Source organism: Pseudomonas sp., from assembly GCF_040514055.1.
Classification (GTDB): Bacteria; Pseudomonadota; Gammaproteobacteria; order Pseudomonadales; family Pseudomonadaceae; genus Aquipseudomonas.
Genome location: NZ_JBEVDL010000071.1, coordinates 42,562 through 66,640 on the forward strand (window position 1 = coordinate 42,562; position 24,079 = coordinate 66,640).

Annotated in this window: 20 protein-coding genes and 2 pseudogenes; 8 read left to right on the forward strand and 14 right to left on the reverse strand. The window is 63.7% G+C overall.

All coding sequences use genetic code 11. From position 1 onward, the window contains the following. Positions 1 to 75: 75 nt before the first annotated feature. The 4 genes and pseudogenes from groL to ABWY06_RS18680 form a co-directional block, all read right to left on the reverse strand. Positions 76 to 1,722: pseudogene (groL, locus tag ABWY06_RS18665) on the reverse strand (chaperonin GroEL). Positions 1,723 to 1,781: 59 nt separating this feature from the next. Continuing rightward, on the reverse strand, positions 1,782 to 2,075 hold the full coding sequence (locus ABWY06_RS18670; protein WP_353927081.1) for a co-chaperone GroES: 294 nt from the start codon (positions 2,073 to 2,075) through the stop codon (positions 1,782 to 1,784). Between the two features lie 191 nt (positions 2,076 to 2,266). Then, a complete protein-coding gene (locus ABWY06_RS18675; RefSeq protein WP_353927111.1) occupies positions 2,267 to 2,722 on the reverse strand; it encodes an FxsA family protein in 456 nt (151 codons plus the stop codon). Between the two features lie 68 nt (positions 2,723 to 2,790). After that, the gene (locus ABWY06_RS18680) at positions 2,791 to 3,519 is read right to left on the reverse strand and encodes a HugZ family pyridoxamine 5'-phosphate oxidase (RefSeq protein WP_353927082.1); all 729 of its coding nucleotides are present in this window, start codon (positions 3,517 to 3,519) and stop codon (positions 2,791 to 2,793) included. A gap of 106 nt (positions 3,520 to 3,625) precedes the next feature. Between ABWY06_RS18680 and ABWY06_RS18685 the strand changes: the two genes are divergently transcribed. Continuing rightward, the gene (locus tag ABWY06_RS18685; protein ID WP_353927083.1) at positions 3,626 to 4,384 is read left to right on the forward strand and encodes an SDR family oxidoreductase; all 759 of its coding nucleotides are present in this window, start codon (positions 3,626 to 3,628) and stop codon (positions 4,382 to 4,384) included. Positions 4,385 to 4,472: 88 nt separating this feature from the next. Here the strand turns inward: ABWY06_RS18685 and ABWY06_RS18690 are convergent, their stop codons facing one another. After that, on the reverse strand, positions 4,473 to 5,480 hold the full coding sequence (locus ABWY06_RS18690) for a DUF481 domain-containing protein (protein ID WP_353927084.1): 1,008 nt from the start codon (positions 5,478 to 5,480) through the stop codon (positions 4,473 to 4,475). 172 nt (positions 5,481 to 5,652) lie between these two features. Here ABWY06_RS18690 and ABWY06_RS18695 point away from each other — a divergent pair, with 172 nt between their 5' ends. Both ABWY06_RS18695 and ABWY06_RS18700 read left to right on the forward strand, forming a co-directional pair. Then, positions 5,653 to 6,021 (forward strand): MGMT family protein, encoded by a 369-nt coding sequence (locus ABWY06_RS18695; RefSeq protein ID WP_353927085.1) that lies wholly within the window; start codon positions 5,653 to 5,655, stop codon positions 6,019 to 6,021. 37 nt (positions 6,022 to 6,058) lie between these two features. Continuing rightward, positions 6,059 to 7,615: an AmpG family muropeptide MFS transporter gene (locus ABWY06_RS18700; RefSeq protein WP_353927086.1), complete on the forward strand. Its 1,557-nt coding sequence runs from the start codon at positions 6,059 to 6,061 to the stop codon at positions 7,613 to 7,615. Positions 7,616 to 7,812: 197 nt separating this feature from the next. On the opposite strand, the gene ABWY06_RS18705 is transcribed toward ABWY06_RS18700, so the two are convergent. Further along, positions 7,813 to 8,292 (reverse strand): YajQ family cyclic di-GMP-binding protein, encoded by a 480-nt coding sequence (locus ABWY06_RS18705; protein ID WP_353927087.1) that lies wholly within the window; start codon positions 8,290 to 8,292, stop codon positions 7,813 to 7,815. A gap of 100 nt (positions 8,293 to 8,392) precedes the next feature. Between ABWY06_RS18705 and ABWY06_RS18710 the strand changes: the two are divergent. From ABWY06_RS18710 to ABWY06_RS18725, 4 genes and pseudogenes are all read left to right on the forward strand, one after another. Continuing rightward, positions 8,393 to 9,418 (forward strand): annotated as a pseudogene (locus ABWY06_RS18710) (response regulator); the annotation flags it as partial. After that, positions 9,415 to 10,329, forward strand: coding sequence for a putative 2-dehydropantoate 2-reductase (locus ABWY06_RS18715; RefSeq protein ID WP_353927088.1), 915 nt, complete (start codon positions 9,415 to 9,417; stop codon positions 10,327 to 10,329). The pseudogene ABWY06_RS18710 and the gene ABWY06_RS18715, both read left to right, overlap by 4 nt. A 44-nt stretch (positions 10,330 to 10,373) precedes the next feature. Then, positions 10,374 to 12,398 (forward strand): sensor histidine kinase, encoded by a 2,025-nt coding sequence (locus ABWY06_RS18720; protein WP_353927089.1) that lies wholly within the window; start codon positions 10,374 to 10,376, stop codon positions 12,396 to 12,398. A gap of 2 nt (positions 12,399 to 12,400) precedes the next feature. After that, entirely contained in the window at positions 12,401 to 12,976 is a 576-nt protein-coding gene (locus ABWY06_RS18725; RefSeq protein WP_353927090.1) for a cob(I)yrinic acid a,c-diamide adenosyltransferase, read from the forward strand. A 43-nt stretch (positions 12,977 to 13,019) separates the two neighbouring features. On the opposite strand, the gene ABWY06_RS18730 is transcribed toward ABWY06_RS18725, so the two are convergent. The 5 genes from ABWY06_RS18730 to ABWY06_RS18750 form a co-directional block, all read right to left on the reverse strand. After that, positions 13,020 to 13,961: a Nudix family hydrolase gene (locus ABWY06_RS18730; RefSeq protein WP_353927091.1), complete on the reverse strand. Its 942-nt coding sequence runs from the start codon at positions 13,959 to 13,961 to the stop codon at positions 13,020 to 13,022. Then, entirely contained in the window at positions 13,958 to 14,593 is a 636-nt protein-coding gene (locus ABWY06_RS18735) for a glutathione S-transferase family protein (RefSeq protein WP_353927092.1), read from the reverse strand. Before ABWY06_RS18735 ends, ABWY06_RS18730 begins: the two co-directional genes overlap by 4 nt. A gap of 207 nt (positions 14,594 to 14,800) precedes the next feature. After that, positions 14,801 to 16,018: a bifunctional glutamate N-acetyltransferase/amino-acid acetyltransferase ArgJ gene (gene argJ / locus ABWY06_RS18740; protein ID WP_353927093.1), complete on the reverse strand. Its 1,218-nt coding sequence runs from the start codon at positions 16,016 to 16,018 to the stop codon at positions 14,801 to 14,803. A gap of 115 nt (positions 16,019 to 16,133) precedes the next feature. Further along, on the reverse strand, positions 16,134 to 18,869 hold the full coding sequence (gene secA / locus ABWY06_RS18745) for a preprotein translocase subunit SecA (protein WP_353927094.1): 2,736 nt from the start codon (positions 18,867 to 18,869) through the stop codon (positions 16,134 to 16,136). 118 nt (positions 18,870 to 18,987) lie between these two features. Next, positions 18,988 to 19,911, reverse strand: coding sequence for a M23 family metallopeptidase (locus ABWY06_RS18750; RefSeq protein ID WP_353927095.1), 924 nt, complete (start codon positions 19,909 to 19,911; stop codon positions 18,988 to 18,990). Between the two features lie 72 nt (positions 19,912 to 19,983). Here ABWY06_RS18750 and ABWY06_RS18755 point away from each other — a divergent pair, with 72 nt between their 5' ends. Further along, positions 19,984 to 20,448 (forward strand): DUF721 domain-containing protein, encoded by a 465-nt coding sequence (locus tag ABWY06_RS18755; protein WP_353927096.1) that lies wholly within the window; start codon positions 19,984 to 19,986, stop codon positions 20,446 to 20,448. Positions 20,449 to 20,560: 112 nt separating this feature from the next. On the opposite strand, the gene lpxC is transcribed toward ABWY06_RS18755, so the two are convergent. The 3 genes from lpxC to ftsA all read right to left on the reverse strand — a co-directional run bounded on the left by lpxC (position 20,561) and on the right by ftsA (position 24,066). Beyond that, positions 20,561 to 21,472: a UDP-3-O-acyl-N-acetylglucosamine deacetylase gene (gene lpxC, locus ABWY06_RS18760; RefSeq protein WP_353927097.1), complete on the reverse strand. Its 912-nt coding sequence runs from the start codon at positions 21,470 to 21,472 to the stop codon at positions 20,561 to 20,563. Positions 21,473 to 21,584: 112 nt separating this feature from the next. Next, positions 21,585 to 22,766, reverse strand: a complete 1,182-nt coding sequence (ftsZ, locus tag ABWY06_RS18765; protein ID WP_353927098.1) for a cell division protein FtsZ — start codon at positions 22,764 to 22,766, stop codon at positions 21,585 to 21,587. A gap of 46 nt (positions 22,767 to 22,812) precedes the next feature. After that, positions 22,813 to 24,066: a cell division protein FtsA gene (gene ftsA / locus ABWY06_RS18770; RefSeq protein WP_353927099.1), complete on the reverse strand. Its 1,254-nt coding sequence runs from the start codon at positions 24,064 to 24,066 to the stop codon at positions 22,813 to 22,815. Positions 24,067 to 24,079 lie beyond the last annotated feature (13 nt).

The window sequence follows — 24,079 nt, forward strand, 5'->3', positions numbered from 1 at the left end:
ATAAAAAAGCCCCGCACGAGGCGGGGCTTTTTCTACAGCCGTTACAACAGGGACAAGCCCCGGGGACAGCTCGGCTTACATCATGCCGCCCATGCCACCCATGCCGCCCATGTCCGGCATGCCGCCACCGGCGGACGGTTTGTCTTCCACGATCTCGGCGATCATGGCTTCGGTGGTGATCATCAAGCTGGCGATCGACGCCGCGGCCTGCAGGGCCGAACGGGTCACTTTGGCCGGGTCGAGGATACCCATTTCGATCATGTCGCCGTACTCGCCGGTCGCCGCGTTGTAGCCGAAGTTGCCGCTACCTTGCTTGACCTTGTCGACCACCACGCTCGGCTCGTCACCGGAGTTGGCGACGATCTGACGCAGCGGCGCTTCAACGGCGCGGCGCAGCAGCGCGATGCCAACGTCCTGATCGGCGTTGTCGCCTTTCAGTTCGGAAATGGCTTGCAGGGCACGCACCAGGGCCACACCGCCGCCAGGTACCACGCCTTCTTCGACGGCGGCACGGGTGGCGTGCAGGGCGTCTTCAACGCGGGCCTTCTTCTCTTTCATTTCCACTTCGGAGCCGGCGCCGACCTTGATCACGGCAACACCGCCTGCCAGTTTGGCCAGACGCTCTTGCAGTTTTTCCTTGTCGTAGTCCGACGAGGTGTCTTCGATCTGCTTGCGGATCTGCAGCACACGACCTTCGATGTCGGTCTGGACGCCAGCACCGTCGATGATGGTGGTGTTTTCCTTGCTGAGGATCACGCGCTTGGCGTTGCCCAGGTGCTCCAGGGTGGCGCTTTCCAGGCTTAGGCCGATTTCTTCGGAAATCACGGTACCGCCGGTCAGGACGGCGATGTCCTGCAGCATGGCCTTGCGACGGTCGCCGAAACCCGGGGCCTTGACGGCCGCGACCTTGACGATGCCACGCATGTTGTTCACCACCAGGGTGGCCAGGGCTTCGCCTTCAACGTCTTCAGCCACGATCAGCAGCGGACGACCGGCTTTGGCCACGGCTTCCAGCACCGGCAGCATTTCGCGGATGTTGGAGACTTTCTTGTCGACCAGCAGGATCAGCGGGCCGTCGAGTTCGGCGACCATGGTGTCCGTCTTGTTGATGAAGTAGGGCTACAGGTAACCACGGTCGAACTGCATGCCTTCGACGACCGACAGTTCGTTTTCCAGGCCCGAGCCTTCTTCAACGGTGATCACGCCTTCCTTGCCGACTTTTTCCATGGCTTCGGCAATGATGTCACCGATGGAGCTGTCGGAGTTGGCCGAGATGGTACCGACCTGAGCGATGGCCTTGGTGTCGGCGCATGGCTTGGATTGAGCCTTGAGCTGGGCGACGATGGCGATGGTCGCCTTGTCGATGCCGCGCTTGAGGTCCATCGGGTTCATGCCGGCAGCGACGGCTTTCAGGCCTTCGTTGACGATCGACTGAGCCAGTACGGTGGCGGTGGTGGTGCCGTCGCCCGCGTCATCGTTGGCACGGGAGGCAACGTCCTTGACCAGTTGCGCGCCCATGTTCTCGAAACGGTCCTTCAGTTCGATTTCCTTGGCAACCGAAACGCCGTCCTTGGTGATGGTCGGAGCGCCGTAGCTCTTCTCGATGATCACGTTACGGCCTTTCGGGCCCAGGGTGGCTTTTACCGCGTCGGCCAGGACGTTGACACCGGCCAGCATTTTTTTACGTGCGGAGTCGCCGAATTTAACTTCTTTAGCAGCCATGATGATCTTTCCTCAAATTCGTTTCGGTGGCACAGGATTCGGTACGGTGGGCGACGAAATCAGCCTTCGACCACGGCCAGGATTTCGTTCTCGCTCATCACCAGCAGTTCTTCGCCGTCGACTTTGATGGCGTTGCTGCCGGAATAAGGACCGAACACCACTTTGTCACCGACTTTCACGGCCAAAGCACGCACTTCGCCGTTGTCCAGCACACGGCCGGTACCCACCGCCAGGATTTCGCCACGGTTCGGCTTCTCAGCGGCCGAACCTGGCAACACGATGCCGCCTGCGGTTTTCGATTCTTCTTCGCTGCGACGGATCACAACGCGGTCATGCAGAGGACGAAGCTTCATTGTCGAATCTCTCCCAAAAAAGTGGTTTAGAGCGGCCGATGAACTCATCGGCGGATTGGTACAGCCGGCGTTGCCGGGTGCGGCCCGCGGAGCGAACCGCTGAAGACTGCCTGTCGTGACCGACAGAAACCTTGCGGTGACCTCTATGTGTGGGCGGACAAGGGTATTTCAAGGGGGCGCGGTGATTTTTTTTACGGATCGCGCCGTTCGAACTCGCCTTCGATCAGGTTCGCTCGACCGCTGGCCGCGCCCGCGCCGGGCGGCTCGTCGACAAAGGCGCGCTGGCGCAGGGCCTGGGCTACGGCGCGACGGCGCAAGCGATCGACCAAGGCACGGCGCGTCGGCGGAAACAGGCAGAACAGGCCGACCAGGTCACTGACGAAGCCCGGCAACAGCAGCAACCCGCCACCGACCGCGATCAGCAGCCCCTCCAGCACTTCCTGCTCAGGCAACTCACCGCGGGCCAGCCGCTCCCGGGCACGCAGCGCCGTCGCCAGCCCAGCCACCCGCAACAGGTAACTGCCCAGCAGCGCGCTGCCGACCACCAGTGCCAGGGTGGGCAGCAGCCCTATGGTACGCCCCACCTGAATCAGCACCGCCAACTCGATGATGGGCAAACACAGCAACAGCAGCAAAAAAACTCGCATCACGCAGCAGGTCCTGTACGGAAGACGAACTTCCAATGATCATTAAGTGGCGACGAAGGCCAGGCTTTTCAAGCCGGCTTCGCGGTATTCGGCCAGCATTCGGCGCGGGCCAAGGCCACCAGCGCCTGGCGCACCGCGCCCGCGCTGGTACAGGGTTCGGCAAAGGGCAGCCAGTGCAGGCCCTGGCCGATGCGCAGGTGAAAGCCTTCGCTATCGATGCCGACCAGCTCGGCAGGCGCGGTGTCGGGCAAGCCCGCCAGGAGCACATAGTGGGCGATGGCCGCGGCATGGTCGGCATTCATATGTTCAACCATGCTGGTTTCCACCGCACCGGCAAAGGGGTTCTCCAGCGTCACGGTATTCAGCCAATGGATGGCGCCAAACCCGCCGATGTAACGGCTGCGCACCGGTTCCAGCCGCCAAAACTCGAAGTCGTGGGCACTGTGGTAATTGCGCGATTCGGGAAAATAACGGTAATAACGCTGTGCCGCCGCCTCGACCTGCTCGGCAACCTCCAGCCGACGGGCCTCGCCGAGCAAGGTCAGGCGCCCCACCGCCTGCACGTCTTCGGCCCCACGCTCGCCGACCAGCAGCGAACACTTGGGGTCCTGCTGCAGGTTATGGGTGTGCTGGGCGATGCGGCTGATCAGCATCAGCGGCCGCCCCAGCTCGTCCAGGCAGTAAGGCACCACCGATCCGAAAGGGTATCCCGGCATGGCCTTGGACAGGGTGCTGAGCACCCCGCGGTATTCCTTGAGCAGCAATTCTCGGGCATGCTTGCCGGCCTTAACACTCACAATATGACTCCTCGTACAGAATCCGTCACAAACGGACAGGCGCTCGATTTAACGGTTTACGGCGCAGGCGGGGGCACCTACAGACTCACTTTGAGGGGATATTGCCATGCAATTGAAGGATAAGGTCATCATCATCACCGGTGGTTGCCAGGGACTGGGACGCGCCATGGGCGAGTACCTGGCGGGCAAGGGCGCCAAACTGGCCCTGGTCGACCTCAACCAGGAGAAACTCAACGACAGCGTGGCCGCCTGCAAGGCCGCTGGCAGCGAGGCTCGCGCCTACCTGTGCAACGTTGCCGATGAAGAACAGGTCATCCAGACCGTTGCCCGCATCGCCGAGGATTTCGGCGCCATTCATGGCCTGGTGAACAATGCCGGCATCCTGCGCGATGGCCTGACCATCAAGGTCAAGGATGGCGAGATCACCAAACTGAGTCTGGCCCAGTGGCAGTCGGTGATCGACGTCAACCTCACCGGCGTATTCCTCTGTACCCGTGAAGTGGCGGCGAAGATGATCGAGTTGAACACCCAAGGTGCGATCGTCAATATTTCCTCGATCTCCCGCGCGGGCAACATCGGTCAGGCCAACTATTCCGCGGCCAAGGCCGGCGTCGCGGCCGACACCGTGGTCTGGGCCCGGGAGCTGGCACGCTACGGCATTCGGGTGGCGGGTGTGGCACCCGGCTTTATCGAAACCGAAATGACCCTGGGCATGAAACCCGAAGCGCTGGAAAAAATGACCTCGGGCATTCCGCTCAAGCGCATGGGCAAACCGGCGGAAATCGCCCACTCGGTGGCCTATATCCTGGAAAACGACTATTACACCGGGCGTATTCTGGAGCTCGATGGCGGCCTGCGCCTGTAATTCGAGCGCCGAGCCCCCCCCCACCAGGGAGCCGATCGCCAGGCAAAAAAAGCCCCGCATGCGGGGCTTTTTATCACGCGCGGCGCAATTACCAGCCGACGCCGAACCCGATGCTGTAGCGGGTCTCGTCCAGCTCGCCATCGGAACCACCGCTGACCATTTCCTTCTCCGCCTTGAGGTTAAGCGAAGCCCATTCGGTGACCTTGTAGCGCAAACCGGCTTCGGCATCCAGCGAGTAGTCCGCCACACTGTCCAGGGGCTTGCCCACTTCGCCGTTGGTGAACAGTTCGACGCTCTTGCCGATCAGGTAGCGGTTGTAGTCCCACTTCATGCCGAGCGAGTAGAAATTCTCCTTCTCGCCGTTGCGGTACTCATAGTCGGTACGGTTGAGCAGCGAACCCAGGGAAAACGCTCCCAGCTCGTTGTCCCAGAACTGGTAGCCGGGGCCGGTACCGACCGTGCGTTGCCGGGCGACGTCCTCGACACGGTCACGCTTGTACTCCAGGCGACCCTGCCAGAACCAGTGTTCGTCGAGGAAGCGATCGAGTGAGTACTCGGCGTCCCAGTTGTCGGTGACCTTGGTGTCGTCCTTGAACTCGCGGTTGTAGCCGCCCTCGGCGATGTGGCGCCACTGACCATGGCGCGCCTTGGTCTTGAAGTCGAGGTCGTAGTCTTCCGTGGTGTTTTCCGCCTCTTCGTAATCCAGCGAGACATCCACATTGCCCGACCAGACCAGGTCCTGCACCACCGGCTTGGGCCGCAGTATCTGCTCGATACTGGCCAACTCCACGGTCTTGGGCGCATCGCCGTTAAGCAGGGTGACCTTGCCCGACTCGGCGGGCTGCAGCGACTTGGCCACCTCGCCGACCAGATCGTCCTGCTTGATCAGCAGTTGCTGATCACTCTGCAGGGTGGCGATTTTATCCAGCTTGACCGCGATGGCGCCGCCGTAGTCGGTCTGCAGCAGCAATTTGCCGCCGTCGAAGAGTTTGATGGTGCCCGTCAGACGGTCACCGTTTTTCAGCCATACGGTATCGGCCACGACGGGCACCGATACAAGGCCAAGCGCTAGGCACAGCAGGGTTCTGGACGACATATCTCAGCTTCAGGCTCGGTTCGCGAAAAAGCTGTGCATTATCCGCATACTCAGCTGTAGAACAAGCACAGACCGATAGTCGCGCCGCAAAGTTCACCCGGGCAGCGCGGCAATCGAACCCCGGCGAGTCCCTCGCCCACTGCCCACCCGTCATTCAGGAACCCCACCGCCCATGCAACGCGACGCTGCCAGTGCCCCCGACCTGCCCGACGACAACGCCCCCCAGGTGCGACGCGAGGCCCTGTACATCGCCTTGGCCGAAGTGCCCGCCGGTCGGGTCGTCGCCTACGGCCAATTGGCCCAGGCCGCCGGCCTGGGCCGCGCCGCGCGCTGGGTTGGCCGCACGCTGAGCCAATTGCCCGCCGGCAGCCGCCTGCCCTGGCACCGGGTGGTGGGCGCCACGGGCCGGCTCAGTTTGCCGGCTGACAGCCCGTCCGGCCAGGAACAACGGGCCCGCCTACGGGCCGAGGGGGTGTTTTTACACAACGATCGTGTGGATATGCGCCGTCACGGCTGGCGCCCGATGGAGCACAGCGGTTAGAGTGCGCGCTTTGCCTAGCCGAACAGAATCCCGCTCAATGCCCCGTAAAACCTGGCGGGCCGCCCTCGCCGCCTACTCCAGCCCCGCCACCCTGGCATTGCTTTTGCTTGGTTTTGCCGCGGGCCTGCCTTACATGCTGGTGTTCTCCACCCTATCGGTCTGGCTGCGTGAAGCCGGGGTGGCCCGCGACACCATCGGCTTCGCCAGTCTGATCGGACTCGCGTATGCCTTCAAATGGGTCTGGTCGCCGCTGCTCGACCAATGGCGCCTGCCGCTGCTGGGCCGCCTGGGGCGCCGTCGCTCCTGGCTGGTGCTGTCGCAGAGCCTGGTCGCCGTCGGCCTGATTGGCATGGCGCTGTGCGACCCCCAGCAAAGTCTGCGCTGGCTGATCGCCCTGGCCGTGTTGGTGGCCTTCGCCTCGGCGACCCAGGACATCGCGGTCGACGCCTACCGCCTGGAAATCGCCGACGACAGCCGCCAGGCAGCCCTGGCCGCCAGCTACATGGCTGGCTATCGGGTCGCCGCCTTGCTGGCGACCGCCGGCGCGCTGTATTTCGCCGAGGGCCTGGGCTCCACCGTGCAGCTGTACAACCACAGCGCCTGGGCCGGCACCTACCTGATCTTCGCGCTGCTGATGCTGCCGGGACTGGCCACCAGCCTGTGGATGAGCGAACCGGCAGTGCCGTTGCGCACCCAGTTAGCCGCGGCACGCTACGGCTTCAATCACCAGTTGGTGTCGGTGCTGGTGCTGATCGTACTGCTGATATCGGTCCCGGCCATGCTTACCCAGTTCTTTCGCACCGACTTCGGCAGTGTCCTCAGCGGTGAGCAGAGCCTGGTCGAGCTGCTGCGCCACGATCGGGCGCTGCTGCGCGCCCTGCTCTACACCGTGCTCACGGTGCTGTGCCTGTCGTCCATGGGCCGCCGCGGACTGGCGCCAGTGCTGACGCCGGTCAACGACTTTATCCTGCGCTACCGCTGGCAGGCGCTGCTGTTGCTTGGGCTGGTGGCCACCTACCGGATGTCGGACACGGTGATGGGGGTCATGGCCAACGTGTTCTATATCGACCAGGGGTTCAGCAAGGACCAGATCGCCAGTGTCAGCAAACTCTTCGGTTTGGTCATGACCCTGCTCGGTGCAGGCCTGGGCGGGCTGCTGATTGTGCGATTCGGCATCATGCCCATCCTCTTTATCGGTGGATTGAGCTCGGCGGTGACCAACCTGCTGTTCTTGCTGCTGGCCGGTATGGGCGCGCACCTGAACATGCTGATCCTGACCATCTCCTGCGACAACTTCAGCGCCGGCCTGGCAACCGCGGCGTTCGTCGCCTATCTCTCGAGCCTGACCAACCTGAAATTTTCCGCCACCCAATACGCGCTCCTCAGCTCCATCATGCTGCTGCTGCCGCGGCTGATCGGGGGCTACTCAGGGGTGATGGTGGAAAAGCTCGGTTATGCGCAGTTCTTTCTGGCGACCGCCCTGCTGGGGGTGCCGACCCTGATCCTGATTGCCTGGCAATGGCGGCGCGACAGCCAGCCGGCGGTGGAGACCACGTCGATCGCCACCGCCGAGCCCGAACCCCGCACGCCATGATCAGCGCTGAACGGCCTCAGACCGCCGTGGCGGCACATCCGGTCACTGTACCGGGCTGACATGCCCCACGGCACAGCGAGCCATCAGCCGCCACGCGGCAGCCTCCCTCGCGCCGCTGATCCGCCGAACAGGGCCCCCTTCGCCGGGGACGCTGCCGGTCAGCACTGGGCGCTGCAGCGGCCGTAGAAGGCCGCTGTTCAGTCGCGAAAATTGTTGTACTGCAGCGGCATGCCGAAGTCCTTGGCCCGCAGCGCGGCGATCGCTTCCTGCAGGTCATCGCGCTTTTTGCCGGTGATACGCACCTGTTCGCCCTGGATGGCCGCCTGCACTTTCAGCTTGCACTCCTTGATATGGGCAACGATCTTTTTCGCCAATTCCTTGTCTATGCCTTCACGCAGCGTCGCTTCCTGCTTCACCGACTTGCCCGATGGATAGGCATCCTTGAGCTCCAGGCACTGCACCTCGATCTTGCGCTTGGCCAGGCTGAGCTTGAGAATCTCGACCAGTTGCTCGAGCTGGAAATCCGCGTCGGCGGTGAGGTTGATGGTCAGGTCCTTGAGTTCGAAAGTGCCTTTACCGCGCAGATCGTAGCGACGCTCCAGCTCTTTCAGGGCGTTATCGACGGCGTTGGTCACTTCGTGTTTGTCCAATTCGGACACCACGTCAAACGAGGGCATGGAATTCCTCCAGATAAACGGCGCGACGGACCTCACGGACGGGCCGCACCAAGCTTGTTGACGGTTAAAATGCACCCCCATTATATATCCGCAGCCATACTCACTGTCCGGCCATGTACCGGTACTTCTTTTTTTCTCCCCTGCGAGCCTGCCCATGCCCAACCCCCATCTCAGCATTCTGGTGGTGGACGATGCCAAATTCTCCAGCGCCATGATCGGACGCGCCCTGGCCCAGGCCGGTTATCTGGACGTACGCTTCGCCAGCAGCGCGGTCGAAGCGCTGCAACTGCTGGAACAACGCCCAGCCAGCGTGCTGCTGGCCGACTGGCTGATGCCGGAAATCGACGGCCTGGAACTCACCGGCCGCGTGCGTCAGCTCGACGAGATGGCCCACCACTACACCTATGTGATGCTGCTGACCGGCAAGGAAGGCGAGAACGTCCTCAGCGAGGCCTTTGACCGTGGCGTCGACGACTTCATCAGCAAGGCGGTGATGAACGAGCAGCTGGTGCCGCGGGTGTACGCCGCCGACCGCCTGTGCAATACGCTGCAACGCCTGCTGCAGGAAAATCGCCTGTTGACGCAGAACATCGCCAGCCTCGAGGAGCGCAACCTGGTCGACCCACTGACCGGCTTGGGTAATCCCCGCTACCTGCAGCAAAAGCTGGTGGACAGCCTGCGCCAGGTCGAGTCTCGCGGTGGCGCGGTGTGTTACCTGCTGATCGGCCTGCAGGAGGCCGGCGAGCTGCGCCAGCAGTACGGCAGCCTGTTCTATAACGAATTGCTGCATGGGGTGGCGCGCCGCCTGCAACAGCTGGTGCGTCCGCTGGACGTGCTGACGCGCCTGGATGACAACCATTTTGGCCTGGTCACGCTGCTCGAAGACCTGCACGAGTGCTCGCCCAGCAGCTTCAAGCGCTTGCACGAGGGGCTGAACCTCAAGGCGTTCAAGACCAGCGAAGGGTTTATTTCCCTCAAGGCCGGCATCAGCCTGGTGGGGCTGGATGCCAAGTCGCTGCCGGTCGATCCGCTGACCCTGATTGAGCAGGCCGCCTTGCAGCTGCCACAGTCCTATGAAAGTGGCCGCGTCGCCGCCATGCGGTTGTCGCCTCTGAACAAGCCATGACCGCCTGGCACGTGTTGGGCGTCGGCAGCCTGGGCAGTCTCTGGGCCACACGCCTGGCGCGTGCCGGGCAGCCGGTGCGGCTGATCTTGCGAGATTCGGCGCGGCTGGCGGCGTACCGCGCCGCTGGCGGCCTGACCCTGGTCGAGCCGGGTGGCAGCAGCGCCTACCCCATCCCTGCCGAGACGGCCAACGCGACCACCCCGATCCACCGTCTGCTGCTGGCCTGCAAGGCCTACGACGCAGAGGAAGCGGTGGCCGCCCTGGCCGCGCGCCTGGCACCGGACGCCGAACTGATCCTGCTGCAGAATGGCCTGGGCAGCCAGGACGCAGTGGCCGCTCGGTTGCCGCGCAGCCGCTGTATCCTCGCCTCCAGTACCGAAGGCGCCTTTCGCGAGGCGGATTTTCGCGTGGTGTTTGCCGGTCACGGCTACACCTGGCTGGGCGATCCGCGCGATCCCAGCCCCCCGCCCTGGCTGACAGTGCTGGACGAGGCCGGCATTGCCCATGAATGGACGACCGATATTCTCACGCGTCTGTGGCGCAAACTCGCACTCAACTGCGCGATCAATCCGTTGACCGTGCTGCACGATTGCCGCAACGGTGGCCTGCTGGAACACCCCGCCGAGGTCGCCACCCTCTGCGCCGAACTGACCGAACTGCTGCTGATCAGTGGCCAACCGGCCGCGGCCGAGGACCTGCACAGCGAGGTGCTGCGGGTGATCCAGGCGACCGCCAGCAACTACTCGTCGATGCACCAAGACGTGGCCCGCCAACGCCGCACCGAGATCGGTGTGTTGCTCGACCAGGCCTGCGCGGTGGCGACCCGCCATCGCCTTGGCCTGCCGCACCTCAAGGCGCTGCAGCGGCGGCTGGTCGCGCACCTGACCGCCCGCGGATTGCCGAGCCACTGACCGACGCGTTACCCTGACCCGCTCCTCCTGCGATGCGATCGCCCATGACCCTGCGCCAACGCCTCGAAAACCTGCCGGTCGGCCGCAAGGTGTTGGCCGCCCTGCTGGCCCTGCTGGCCGCCGTGCTGGTGGTGGCCAATCTGGCGTTTATCAGCGCGGCCTACTGGATCTCCCAGGAGAACATGGCGCCCCAGGCGCTGCACACCCTCGGTCGGCTGATCACCACCCCGGCCCTGAGCCACGAGGCGCTGAGATCGCCCGCTGCCGCCGCCGATGTGTTGCAGCGCCTGGATGACTACGCGCCGCTGCGGGCCGCGGCCATTTATGACAGCCAGGGCAATGGCCTGGCGCACCTGCGCGGGCAACGCCTGCTGCTGCCAGACCGCCTGGAAGCACTCGACAGCTGGCGCCATGGCGAATTCCGCACCAACCTGCTGCTCGAATTGCCGCAACCCGAGGGACCGCCCGGGCACCTGTTGCTGGTGGCGTCCAGCGAACTGCCGGGAGCCTTTTTCACCGGGACCCTGACCGCCAGCGGTGCGATTCTGCTGATCAGCGTGCTGCTCTGGTTCCTGGTCGCCCGGCAGATCCGTCGCCTGGTGACCCGGCCCATCCGCAAGCTGGAGGAGCTTTCGCGTCAGGTCACCCGCGAGGAGAACTATGCGTTGCGGGCCGGACGCGGCAATCATGACGAAATCGGCAGCCTGGCCGAAGCGTTCAATACCATGCTGTCGCGTATCGAGGCCCGTGAGCAGCAGCTCAAACGGGCCCGCGACGACTCCCAGCTGGCCTTTGACCAGGCCCAAAGCCTGGCGGAGGAAACCCGCCACTCCAACCGCAAGTTGGAGCTGGAAGTGCAGGTGCGCAGCAAGATCGAAAAGAAACTCACCGGTTTCCAGAACTACCTCAACAGCATCATCGACTCCATGCCGTCGGCGCTGATCGCCCTGGACGAGCAGCTCTACGTGACCCAATGGAACCAGGAGGCCAGCGCCCTCTCCGGCACACGCCTGGACGAGGCATTGAACCAGCCGGTATTCCTCGCCTTTCCACCGCTCAAGCCCTTCCACCTGCAACTCAAGCGCACCGCCGAGCAGCACCGGGTGGAAAAAATCGAGCGGGTCACCTGGATCAAGGACGAGCAGCCGCGGCACTATGCCCTGACCTTTTACCCGCTGATGGGCGGCAGCGGCCGCGGCGTGGTGATCCGTATCGACGACATCAGCCAACGCCTGGCCATGGAAGAACTGATGGTGCAGTCCGAAAAAATGCTCTCGGTCGGCGGGCTGGCGGCCGGCATGGCCCATGAGATCAACAACCCGCTGGGGGCAATCCTGCACAACGTGCAAAATATCCGCCGGCGCCTCTCCAACGACCTGGCCAAGAACCAGGAGCAGGCCGCGGCGCTCGGCATCAGCCTGGAGACGGTCAGTCGCTACCTGATCAACCGCGAAATCCCCCAACTGCTCGACGGCATCCAGCACGCCGGCACCCGAGCAGCGCGGATCGTCAGTCATATGCTCAGTTTCAGCCGGCTGAGCAACCGGCAACTGGCGCCCTGTTCCCTACCCGCCCTGATCGACCAGGCGGTGGAGATTGCCGGCAACGACTTTGCCCTGATTGAAGGGTTCGATTTCAAGAGCCTGGTCCTGCAGCGCGAATTCGATCCGCAGGTCGGCCTGGTGCCCTGCACCGCCAATGAACTCGAGCAGGTCCTGCTCAACCTGCTGAAAAACGCCGCCCAGGCCATTCATCAGCGCGACGATGAGCGCGAACCCGGGCGCATCATCCTGCGCACCCGACTCAACCCGCCCTGGGTCGAACTGCAGGTCGAGGATAACGGCGCCGGCATGCCCGAGCCGGTGCGCAAACGCATCTTCGAGCCGTTTTTCACCACCAAGGAAGTCGGCCAGGGCACCGGCCTGGGCCTGTCGGTCTCGTACTTCATCATCACCAACAACCACAAGGGTCAGATGGAAGTGCAGTCGACGCCCGGCCAGGGCACCTGCATCACCCTGCGCCTGCCGCAGCAGCTGCCCGCGGAACCCAACGCCACCGAACAGGATTGAACATGGCTTATCGTCTGTCGAAAATCTACACCCGCACCGGAGATAAGGGCGAAACCGGCCTGGCCGACGGCCGACGGGTACCCAAGGACCACCCGCGCGTCGAAGCCATGGGCGAGGTGGACACGCTCAACAGCCAACTGGGCCTGTTACTGGCCACGTTGACCGAGCAGCTGCCGCGCTGGCCGGCACTGGGCGAATTGGTGGAAGTCCTGAGCCCCTGCCAGCACCGCCTGTTCGACCTCGGGGGCGAATTGGCCATGCCGGTCTACCAGGCCCTGAATGCGGCGCAAGTACAGGCCCTGGAGACGGTCATCGATCGCTGGAACGAAGAGCTCGGTCCGCTGGAGAATTTTATCCTGCCCGGGGGCTCCAACCTGATCGCCCAGGCTCACGTGTGCCGCAGCCTGGCACGCACCGCCGAACGCCGCTGCCAGCAACTCAATGCGGTGGAGCCCTTGGACGGGGTCGGCCTGGCCTACCTCAATCGGTTGTCCGACCTGCTGTTTGTCGCGGCGCGGTTGATCGCCCGCCGCCAAGGGATCGCCGAGATCCTCTGGCAGGCCGCGCAAAAACCGTAGGATGGGTGGAGACGCGCAGCGTCGATACCCATCAACCACTTTTTTACGCCGGCCAGAACCCGCGAATGCCGGCCACACCCTGGGCGCCAGCGTGCCAGGCACGCTGGCAGTCGCCCGCCCCCAGGCCGCCGAGCAGGTAGACCGGCCGGTTGAAGCCGGCGATCAAGGCTTGCGTAGCGTCCCAGCCCAGCGGCTCGGCCTGCGGATGACTCTCGGTCGCCTGCACCGGTGACAGGGTGACAAAGTCCACCCCCATCTGCTGCGCCAGGGCCAGCTCCTCGGCGTCATGGCAGGAAGCCGCCAACCAGCGCGCCGCGGGAAACGGCCGGCCATTGCGGGCATACTTGCGCAATTGTGCAGCCGTCAGATGCCACCCGGCCGCAGGGAAGTCCCCCAGCCATTCCAGCGGCCCCTTGAGCATCAATTGCGCCTTGCCGGCGCACAAGCCCACCGCATCCACCGCCAGGTCGCGGTACTGCGGGTCGTAGAAATCCGGGGCGCGCAACTGGACCAGTGTGATGCCACTGGCCAGGGCCCTTTGCAGGCCCTGCAGCAGCTCCGGCGTGGACAAGCCGCCGGGGGTGATCAGGTACTGCGACGGCAGTCGGGCAGCGGCGACAATCGGTTGATTGGCGGCGGGAAAGGCGTAGTCGGCCAGCGCCCGCGGTGCGACCCAGGCCAAGGGCTGGCCTTCGACGCCACGCGGCTCGCCATCGAACGCCGAGACTTCCCAGACATCCAGCAACACCTGTTTGTCCGGATAGGCATGGCGTACTTGAATCAACGGCCGGGCGGCGCGCACCTGGATGCCCAGCTCCTCGGCCAGCTCGCGGTGCAGGGCGGCCAGGACCGCCTCGCCGTCCTCCAGCTTGCCGCCGGGAAACTCCCACAGCCCGCCCTGATCCTGCGTCTCTCCACGCCGGGCGATCAGCACCCGGCCATCCCGGCCGCGGATCACTGCGGCGGCTACATGCAACGGTTTCACGCGATGGCGTCCTCGTCTTGGGCGGCACGGTACCAGCGCTGGAAGGCCGGCCACTGGTAAATGGTCTCGACATAGGCCACCGCTTCGCTCGGCAGCGCGACCCGATAACTGCGCAGGCGCGTCGCCACCGGGGCGAAAAAGGCATCGGCCAGGCTCGGCAGGCCGAACAGGAAGGGACCGCCCTGGCCAAAACGGGCACGGCAATCGGCCCACAGGGCGAACAGCCGCTGCAACTCCACCTGCACCTCGGACGGCACCTCGGCCAGCGCCTGGTCACGCTTGAGGTCCATCGGCAAGTGGCTGCGCAGGGCAACGAAGGCGCTGTGCATCTCCGCACACACCGAACGCGCCACCGCACGTGGATAGCGGTCTCGGGGCCACAGCGGCGCTTCGGGGAAACGCTCGGCCAGGTATTCGCCGATCGCCAGGGAGTCCCAGATCGAGCCCTCCTCAGTGACCAGCAGCGGCACCTTGCCGGTGGGCGAGTGGACCAGGATCTGCGCGCGGGTATCGGGCTGGTTCAGGCGGATCAGTTGCTCGGTATAGGGAGCACCGGTCAGCTCCAGCGCCAGGGCCGCGCGCAACGACCAGGAGGAATAGGTTTTGTCGCCGATTACCAAGTGCAAAGCCATGGAGCCACCCGTGTCATATCGCGAAAGAAGGACCCTGACCATACGGCGGCCAGACACCTGCGGCAAATTCCGATTGTTTATCCCTGGATAAGCGTCCGGAATAGCAGCGCTGCAGTCCAGCGCGTACGCCGCGCCAGCCGCTTGCCGCTTGCCGCTTGCCGCTTGCTGCTTGCTGCTTGCCGCTTGAGGCTTGCAACTGCCGTTGTGCTAGGTCCGGTACTCGGCGTTGATCTTCACATACTCGTGGGACAGGTCGGTGGTCCAGATCGTTTCGCTGCAGGTCCCGCGGCCCAGCTCGATGCGGATGCCGATTTCAGCCTCGGCCATGACCGCCGCGCCTTGCGCTTCGGTGTAGCTGGCGGCGCGGCAGCCGCGGCTGGCGATGCACACCTCGCCCAGGTAGACGTCGATCTTGCCGACGTCCAGCTGGGCCAGGCCGGCGCGGCCAACGGCGGCGAGGATACGTCCCCAGTTGGGGTCGGAGGCGAACAACGCCGTCTTGATCAACGGCGAATGGGCCACCGCGTAGCCGACGTCCAGACACTCCTGATGGGTCGCACCGCCGTTGACCTGGACCGTCACGAACTTGGTAGCACCCTCGCCGTCGCGGACGATGGCTTGGGCCACCTCCATGCACACCTCGAACACCGCCTGCTTGAGCGCGGCGAACAACGCGCCCGAGGCCTGACTGATCTCCGGCAACGCCGCTTTGCCCGTGGCGATCAGCATGCAACAGTCGTTGGTGGAGGTGTCGCCATCGATGGTGATGCGGTTGAACGACTTGTTCGCCGCATCGCGCAGCAGGTCCTGCAGCACCGCCTGGGACACCTTGGCGTCGGTGGCGATATAACCGAGCATGGTCGCCATGTTCGGCTTGATCATCCCCGCCCCCTTGGAAATACCGGTGACCGTGACCGTCACGCCCTCCTGCACGAACTGCCGGCTGGCGCCCTTGGGCAGGGTATCGGTGGTCATGATGCCGCTGGCGGCCTCGGCCCAGTGGTCCTCGGCCAAGTCGTCCAGGGCCGCCTGCAGGGCCCCCTCGATTTTCTCCACCGGCAACGGCTCGCCGATCACCCCGGTGGAAAACGGCAGCACCGCCGCCTCGGACACCCCAGCCAGGTGCGCCAGCCGCGCGCAGGTGCGCGTGGCGTCGAGCAGCCCCGGCTCACCGGTGCCGGCATTGGCGTTGCCGGTGTTGGTCAGCAGGTAACGCACCGGGCCCAATACACGTTTCTTGGCCAGGATCACCGGTGCCGCACAAAAGGCGTTGAGGGTGAACACGCCCGCCACGCTGGAGCCTTCGGCGCAGCGCATGACCACCACATCCTTGCGCCCGGGACGCTTGATGCCGGCGGAGGCGATCCCCAGTTCGAAACCGGGGACCGGGTGCAGGGTGGGCAGAGGGCCAAGACCAACGGGCATAGGGTACGCTCCTTGTTAAAACGCCGGCTGCTGGCGGCAGGTCCGGACACGAATCGATGGTAAAACGCCGCGAACGGCTAGGCCGTTCGCGGCGTCGAGACAACGTCAGCCTGATTTAGCTGAGCTGGCCGTGGCAGTGTTTGTACTTCTTGCCGGAGCCACAGGGGCACGGCTCGTTACGGCCGATCTTCGGCTCGGTACGTACCGGAGCCACAGCCAGGTCGCCCTCCTCACCCTCGACAGCGTCCACCGGCTGATCCAAACCAGGGGCCTGGGCATGCTCGAACTGCATGCGCTGAGCCATTTCCTCGGCTTCGCGACGCATACGCGCCTCTTCCTCGGCAGGGTCTTCGCGACGGACCTGGACGTGGGAGAGCACCCGGATGGTATCGCGCTTGATCGAGTCCAGCAGCTCCTGGAACAGGGTAAAGGACTCGCGCTTGTATTCCTGCTTGGGGTTTTTCTGCGCGTAACCACGCAGGTGAATACCGTGACGCAGGTGATCCATGGTCGACAGGTGGTCTTTCCACAGGTCGTCCAGCACCCGCAACAGGATCTGCTTCTCGAAGGTGCGCAGGGCTTCGGCGCTCGCCTGCTCTTCCTTCTCGTGGTAAGCCGCCACCAGAGTTTCCAGCAGGCGGGCCCGCAGGGGCTCTTCATAGAGTTTATGGTCGTCGTCCAGCCACTGCTGAATCGGCAACTTGACACCGAAATCGCTGAAGAGTGTCGCTTCCAGACCTGCCACGTCCCACTGTTCCGGCAGCGATTGCGGCGGAATATGGGTGTTGACCGTGTTATCCAGCACTTCGTGACGGAACTCGGCGATGGTTTCGCCGATTTCGTCGGAGGCCAGCAAGGTGTTGCGCATGTGATAGATCACTTTGCGCTGCTCGTTGGCCACGTCGTCAAACTCGAGCAGCTGCTTGCGCATGTCGAAGTTGCGGCCTTCGACCTTGCGCTGGGCCTTCTCGATGGCGTTGCTCACCATGCGGTGCTCGATGGCCTCGCCGGCTTGCATGCCCAGCGCCTTCATGAAGTTCTTCACCCGATCAGAGGCGAAGATGCGCATCAGGCTGTCTTCCAGCGACAGGTAGAAACGGCTGGAGCCCGGGTCGCCCTGGCGACCGGAACGGCCACGCAGCTGGTTGTCGATACGCCGCGACTCATGCCGCTCGGAGGCGATCACATGCAGGCCACCGGACTCGATGACCTGTTGATGGCGTTTGTGCCACTCGGCCTTGATTTGCGCAACCTGCTCGTCGCTGGGGTTTTCCAGGGCGGCCACTTCGACCTCCCAGTTACCGCCCAGGAGGATGTCGGTACCACGACCGGCCATGTTGGTGGCAATGGTCAAGGCTCCCGGGCGGCCGGCCTGGGCGATGATCTCGGCTTCCTTTTCATGGTACTTGGCGTTGAGCACCTTGTGCTCGATGCCCGCCTGGGTCAGCAACTGCGAAACGTATTCGGAGCTGTCGATCGAGGCGGTACCGACGAGCACAGGGCGACCCTGGGCCATGGAGTCCTTGATGTCGGCGACAATGGCGGTGTATTTCTCTTCCTGGGTCAGGTAGACCAGGTCGTTGAAGTCCTTGCGCGCCATGCCCCGGTTGGTGGGGATCACCACCACGGCCAGGCCGTAGATCTGGTGGAACTCGAAGGCTTCGGTGTCGGCCGTGCCGGTCATGCCGGACAGCTTGCTATAGAGACGGAAATAGTTCTGGAAGGTGGTCGAGGCCAGGGTCTGGCTCTCGGCCTGGATCGGCAACCCTTCCTTGGCTTCGATGGCCTGGTGCAGGCCTTCGGACAAGCGACGACCAGGCATGGTCCGCCCGGTGTGCTCGTCGATCAGCAGTACCTGATCCTTCTGCACTATATATTCAACGTTGCGGTGGAACAGCTTGTGCGCGCGCAAGCCGGCATACACGTGGGTCAACAAACCCAGGTTATGCGCCGAATAGAGGCTTTCGCCTTCGGCCAGCAGCCCGACCTCGGTGAGCATCTCCTCGATGAATTGATGCCCGGCCTCGTTCAGCTCGACCTGGCGGGTCTTCTCGTCCACGGTGAAGTGACCGGCGCGGGTGACCACCCCTTCCTCTTCCTCGATGTGCAACTCGAGGCGCGGGATCAGGCGATTGATCTCCGCGTACATCTTCGAGCTGTCTTCGGCTTGGCCGGAAATGATCAGCGGGGTACGCGCCTCGTCGATCAGAATCGAATCCACTTCGTCGATCACCGCGAAATTCAGGCCGCGCTGGAATTTCTCTTCCAGGCTGAAGGCCATGTTGTCGCGCAGGTAATCGAAACCGTATTCGTTGTTGGTGCCGTAGGTGATATCGGCGGCATAGGCCGCGCGCTTTTCCTCGGGCGGCTGGAACGGGGTAACGATGCCCACCGTCAGGCCGAGGAACTCATAGAGCGGACGCATCCAGTTGGCATCACGACGCGCCAGGTAGTCGTTGACCGTGACCACGTGCACGCCCTTGCCGGACAGCGCATTAAGGTAGACCGCCAATGTCGCCACCAGGGTCTTGCCCTCACCGGTACGCATTTCGGCGATGCGCCCCTCGTGCAGGGTCATGCCACCGACCAGCTGAACGTCGAAATGGCGCATGCCCATCACCCGCTTGCCGGCCTCACGGGCCACGGCAAAGGCCTCCGGCAGCAGCTGGTCAAGGGTCTCGCCTTTGGCTAAGCGGGCCTTGAACTGCTCGGTCTTGTCGCGCAGTTGTTCGTCGGAGAGGGCCAGCAGCTGCTCTTCGAAGGAGTTGACGAGCTGCACCGTCTTGAGCATGCGTTTGACTTCACGCTCGTTCTTGCTTCCAAAGAGTTTTTTCAACAAAGGCGCAAACATATCGACAGGATCTTCCACGCGTATGGATGGAGGGTGGCCCGTAGAGTCACCCATGCAGCCCTGATGGCTGCGTGCGAAGCCGGCATTCTACCCGGAAACGGGATCGAGGAAAGCGGCGTTATTCAGGAGTGCTGGCTCGCGCAATATAACTGGCCGGATCGACCACCTGCCCGTCCTTGGTTACCTCAAAGTGCACATGGTAGCCACTGGAGCGCCCCGTACTGCCCACGGTGGCGATGACCTGGCCGCGCTTGACCAGGTCGCCGACCTTCGCCTGGTTGCTCTGATTGTGCCCATAGAGGGTCACATAACCATCGGCATGGCTGATTTCCACTACATTGCCATATCCGGACTTGCGCCCTGCCGCGGTCACCACCCCGGCGGCCACCGCCACCACGGCACTGCCGGCCTTGGCCGCGAAGTCGACCCCCTTATGAACGCTCAGGCGTCCACTGAATGGATCGGTGCGCCGGCCAAAGGGCGAGGAGACATAGCCCTTGAGCACCGGGCGACCCGACAGGGTCTCGGCCTCGTTCAGACGCCGCTCGGCCAACAGCTGCTCCAGCACTTCGAGCTGCTGCTCGCGGCTGTCCAGGCGCTGCGCCAACTCATCGAGGCTGGCCATAAAGGGCGGCGCGGCATAGGCACTGCCTTCGAGCAATTCCTGCGGCCCGCCCTGACCGACCTCGGTGGAGAAATCGAACTCGTCGGCATCCAGTTCCGCCAGCTCGGTCAGTCGTGCGCCCAGGGCGTCCAGGCGGGTCAGCCGCGCCTGCAACTCCCCCAGGTGCACGGCAAAGGCCTGCAGTTGGCGCTGTGCGTCGCCACGCACGACGCCCACCTCGGCGCGCTGCTCGTCCATCAGCCGATCCAGCTGCTGCTCATCCTGCACCGCCACCGGTGTCTGCCAGCGCCCGCCGAGCCCTGCACCGGCCAGTCCGGCGAGCACCACGACCAATGACAGCAGGCCCGTCAACAGCCGCAAGTCCAGGCTCAAGGCCCGCGTCGCGCCGTGCCGGCGACTGAGAAACATAATATCCATAGATCCCCTTGCGGCAGTCCCGGCAGCAGGCTTCTGCTACCATGCCGACTCTGTTATTCAAGGCGTTCCGCCATGACCTTTCGTCCCTTGCCGGCCCGCGCCAGCGCTGCGCTGATACGCGAAGCCAAACCGCTCAAGGCGTTGTTCGGCGAAGCCCAGCGCCTCGCCCGCCTGCAACAGCTGGTCGAAAGCCAACTGCAACCGGCAGCCCGTGAGCACTGTCACGTGGCCACCTGGCGCGAGCAGTGCCTGCTGCTGATCGTCACCGACGGTCACTGGGCGACACGCCTGCGCTACCAGCAGAAGCGTCTGCAACGCCAGTTGCAGGCCTTCGAAGAGTTCGCGACCTTAACGAAAATCCTCTTCAAGGTGCAACCTCCCACCACCCAGCGCACGCCTCAAAGCGCGGTGCGCCAGCTGTCCAGCAGCGCCGCCGAGAGCCTGCACGAGACCGCAGAGGGCATTCGCGACCCCCGCCTCAAAGCCGCCCTCGAACGCCTGGCGGGCCACGGCAAGGTCCGCCAGGAACCCAGCTGAGGGCGACAAGCGCCGCCATGACGGCCCCACCGGCTGCAGCGCTGAACGGATGCCCGAGCAAAAAAAAGGCCACCCGCGGGTGGCCTTCAAATACATCGGAGAGAGATGTCGCTTAACCCGCCGCGGCCGGGCGCATATAGGAGATCGGTGCGCTTTTCGGGTCGTCGAAGGTCACCACTTCCCAAGCGTCCTGCTGCTCGATCAGGCTGCGCAGCAGGCGATTGTTCAGGGCGTGACCGGACTTGAAACCCCGGAATTCGCCAATCAGGCTATTGCCCAACAGGTACAGGTCGCCGATCGCATCGAGGATCTTGTGCTTGACGAATTCGTCCTCATACCGCAGGCCGTCTTCGTTAAGTACACGGTTCTCATCGACCACGATGGCGTTTTCCACGCTACCGCCGAGGGCCAGGTTCTGTGAACGCAGGAACTCGATGTCGCGCATAAAACCGAAGGTCCGCGCCCGACTGACCTCCTTGACAAAGGAGGTGCTGGAAAAATCCACGCTGGCGGTCTGGGTGCGATTGCGGAACACCGGGTGATCGAAATCGATCTCGAAGCTCACCTTGAAGCCATCGAAGGGAATGAAGGTGGCACGTTTGTCGCCCTCTTCCACCGTGACTTCGCGCTTGATGCGGATGAACTTCTTGTGGGCGTCCTGCTCTTGCAGACCCGCGGACTGAATCAGGAATACGAAGGGACCGGCACTGCCATCCATGATCGGCACTTCGGACGCCGAGAGCTCGACGTAGGCGTTATCGATGCCCAGGCCAGCCATGGCCGAAAGCAGGTGCTCCACGGTGTCCACCTTGACATCACCATTGATCAACGTTGTCGACATGGTGGTTTCGCCGACATTTTCCGCCCGCGCAGGAATCTGCACGACCGGATCCAGGTCGGTACGACAGAACACGATACCGGTATCCACCGGTGCGGGCTTGAGGGTCAGGTAAACCTTCTCCCCGGAATGCAGACCGACACCGGTGGCGCGGATGATGTTCTTCAGGGTGCGTTGTCTGATCATGGCTTTGGCCGCTATAACACTAGTTGCGAATTGTTTTCAACAATGGCCGGCGATGATAGCAGAGCCGGCCTTTGCTGAACACCAATCACCCTAATACTCCTGATAAATTCCATTAATCGGCTTGGCGACGCAGGAAGGCCGGGATGTCCAGGTAATCCAGGTCGTCCTGCGGGCTGAGCTTGGCTGCGGCGGCACCGCCGGCATGACTCTGGCGCTGTACGGTGGGGCGCTCGTAGTCCTTGTAGTTGACGGTCGGCTCGCTACGCGAGGCGACGGCCGGGGCAGCCGACGGCGACACCTGCAGGGTGTTGTCGATGACTTTGACCGGTTTTTCGATCTTCGCGCCCAGGCCAGTGGCGACCACGGTGACGTGCAGTTCGTCGCGCATGTCCGGATCGATCACGGTACCGACCTTGACGGTGGCGTGCTCGGAGGCGAACTGTTCGATGATATTACCCACGTCCGAGTATTCGCCCAGGGACAGGTCGGGACCGGCGGTGATATTCACCAGGATGCCACGCGCGCCCTGCAGGTTGACGTCTTCCAGCAGCGGGTTGCGGATGGCCGCCTCGGTCGCTTCACGCGCACGGTTCGGGCCGCTGGCGCAGCCGGTGCCCATCATCGCCATGCCCATCTCGCTCATGACGGTTTTCACGTCGGCGAAGTCGACGTTGATCATGCCTGGGCGCTTGATGATGTCGGAGATGCCGCGCACCGCACCGGCCAGCACATCGTCGGCCTTGGCAAAGGCGGACAACAGGCTGGCATCCTTGCCGAGGATGGTCAGCAATTTTTCGTTGGGGATGGTGATCAGCGAGTCGACGCTCAGGGACAGAGCACGAATGCCCTCCTCGGCGATCAACATGCGCTTGCGGCCCTCGAAGGGGAACGGCCGGGTGACCACGGCAACGGTCAGGATGCCCATCTCCTTCGCCACTTCAGCGATGATCGGCGCTGCACCGGTACCGGTACCACCGCCCATGCCAGTGGTGATAAAGACCATGTCGCAGCCCTGCAGCACTTCGGCGATGCGCTCACGGTCTTCCAGGGCCGCCTGCCGGCCGACTTCCGGGTTGGCGCCGGCGCCGAGACCCTTGGTCACGCCAGTGCCCAGTTGCAGCACAGTGCGCGCACCGACGTTTTTCAGGGCCTGGGCATCGGTGTTGGCGCAAATGAATTCGACGCCTTCGATGTTGTTCTTGGCCATGTGGTTGACGGCGTTGCCGCCGCCGCCGCCGACGCCGATAACCTTGATCACGGCGCTTTGCGGGATACTGTCTACGAGCTCGAACATGGTTCTCTCTCCTTCCTTTCTAGTTGTAACGCCTACCGCTTATTTTTCAGAAATTGCCTTGGACCCAGCGTTTCAGCCGTTCCAGTACAGGTGTCTTGGGTTCATCGTTAAAATGGCTGGAGCTGCCGCCGGACAGGGAAATGCCGTCGGCCTGCTTCTGCAGGCCGTACATCAGCAGGCCTACACCGGTGGAATAGATCGGGTTGCGCACCACGTCGGCCAGGCCCTTGACGCTGTGTGGCACGCCCAGGCGCACCGGCATATGGAAAATCTCTTCGGCCAGTTCGACCGCACCTTCCATTTTCGATGTACCGCCGGTCAGCACGATGCCGGCCGGGATCAGGTCCTCGTAACCGCTGCGGCGCAACTCGGCCTGGATCAGGGTGAAGAGTTCGTCGTACCGCGGCTCGACCACTTCGGCCAGCGATTGGCGCGACAGGTCGCGCGGCGGCCGGTCGCCGACACTCGGCACCTTGATGGTTTCACCGGCACCGGCCAGCTTGGCCAGGGCGCAGGCATACCGGATCTTGATTTCCTCGGCGTACTGGGTCGGCGTGCGCAGGGCCATGGCGATGTCGTTGGTGACCTGATCGCCGGCGATCGGGATCACCGCGGTATGACGGATCGCGCCCTCGGTGAAGATGGCGATATCGGTGGTACCGCCGCCGATGTCCACCAGGCAGACACCGAGTTCCTTCTCGTCATCGGTCAGCACCGCGTAGGCCGAGGCCAGCTGCTCCAGAATGATATCGTCGACTTCCAGGCCGCAGCGACGCACGCACTTCTCGATGTTCTGCGCGGCGTTCACCGCACAGGTGACCACGTGCACCTTGGCCTCCAGGCGTACGCCGGACATGCCCAGGGGCTCGCGCACACCCTCCTGGTTATCGATCACGTAATCCTGGGCCAAGGTGTGCAAGACCCGCTGGTCGGCCGGAATGGCTACCGCCTGGGCGGCATCCAGCACCCGTTCCAGGTCGGCCTGGCTGACTTCGCGGTCGCGAATGGCGACGATACCGTGGGAGTTAAGGCTGCGGATATGGTTCCCCGCCACCCCGACGAAAGCCGAGTGGATCCGGCAGCCGGCCATCAGCTGCGCCTCCTCGATGGCACGCTGGATCGACTGCACCGTCGACTCGATATTCACCACCACGCCCTTTTTCAGGCCGCGGGAAGGGTGGGTACCGATACCGACGATTTCCAGTTGTCCATCGGCCGTGACTTCGCCGACCAGTGCCACCACTTTGGAGGTGCCGATATCGAGGCCGACGATCATCTTGCCGCTTTGCACGTTTGCCATGGGTCCTGCCTTC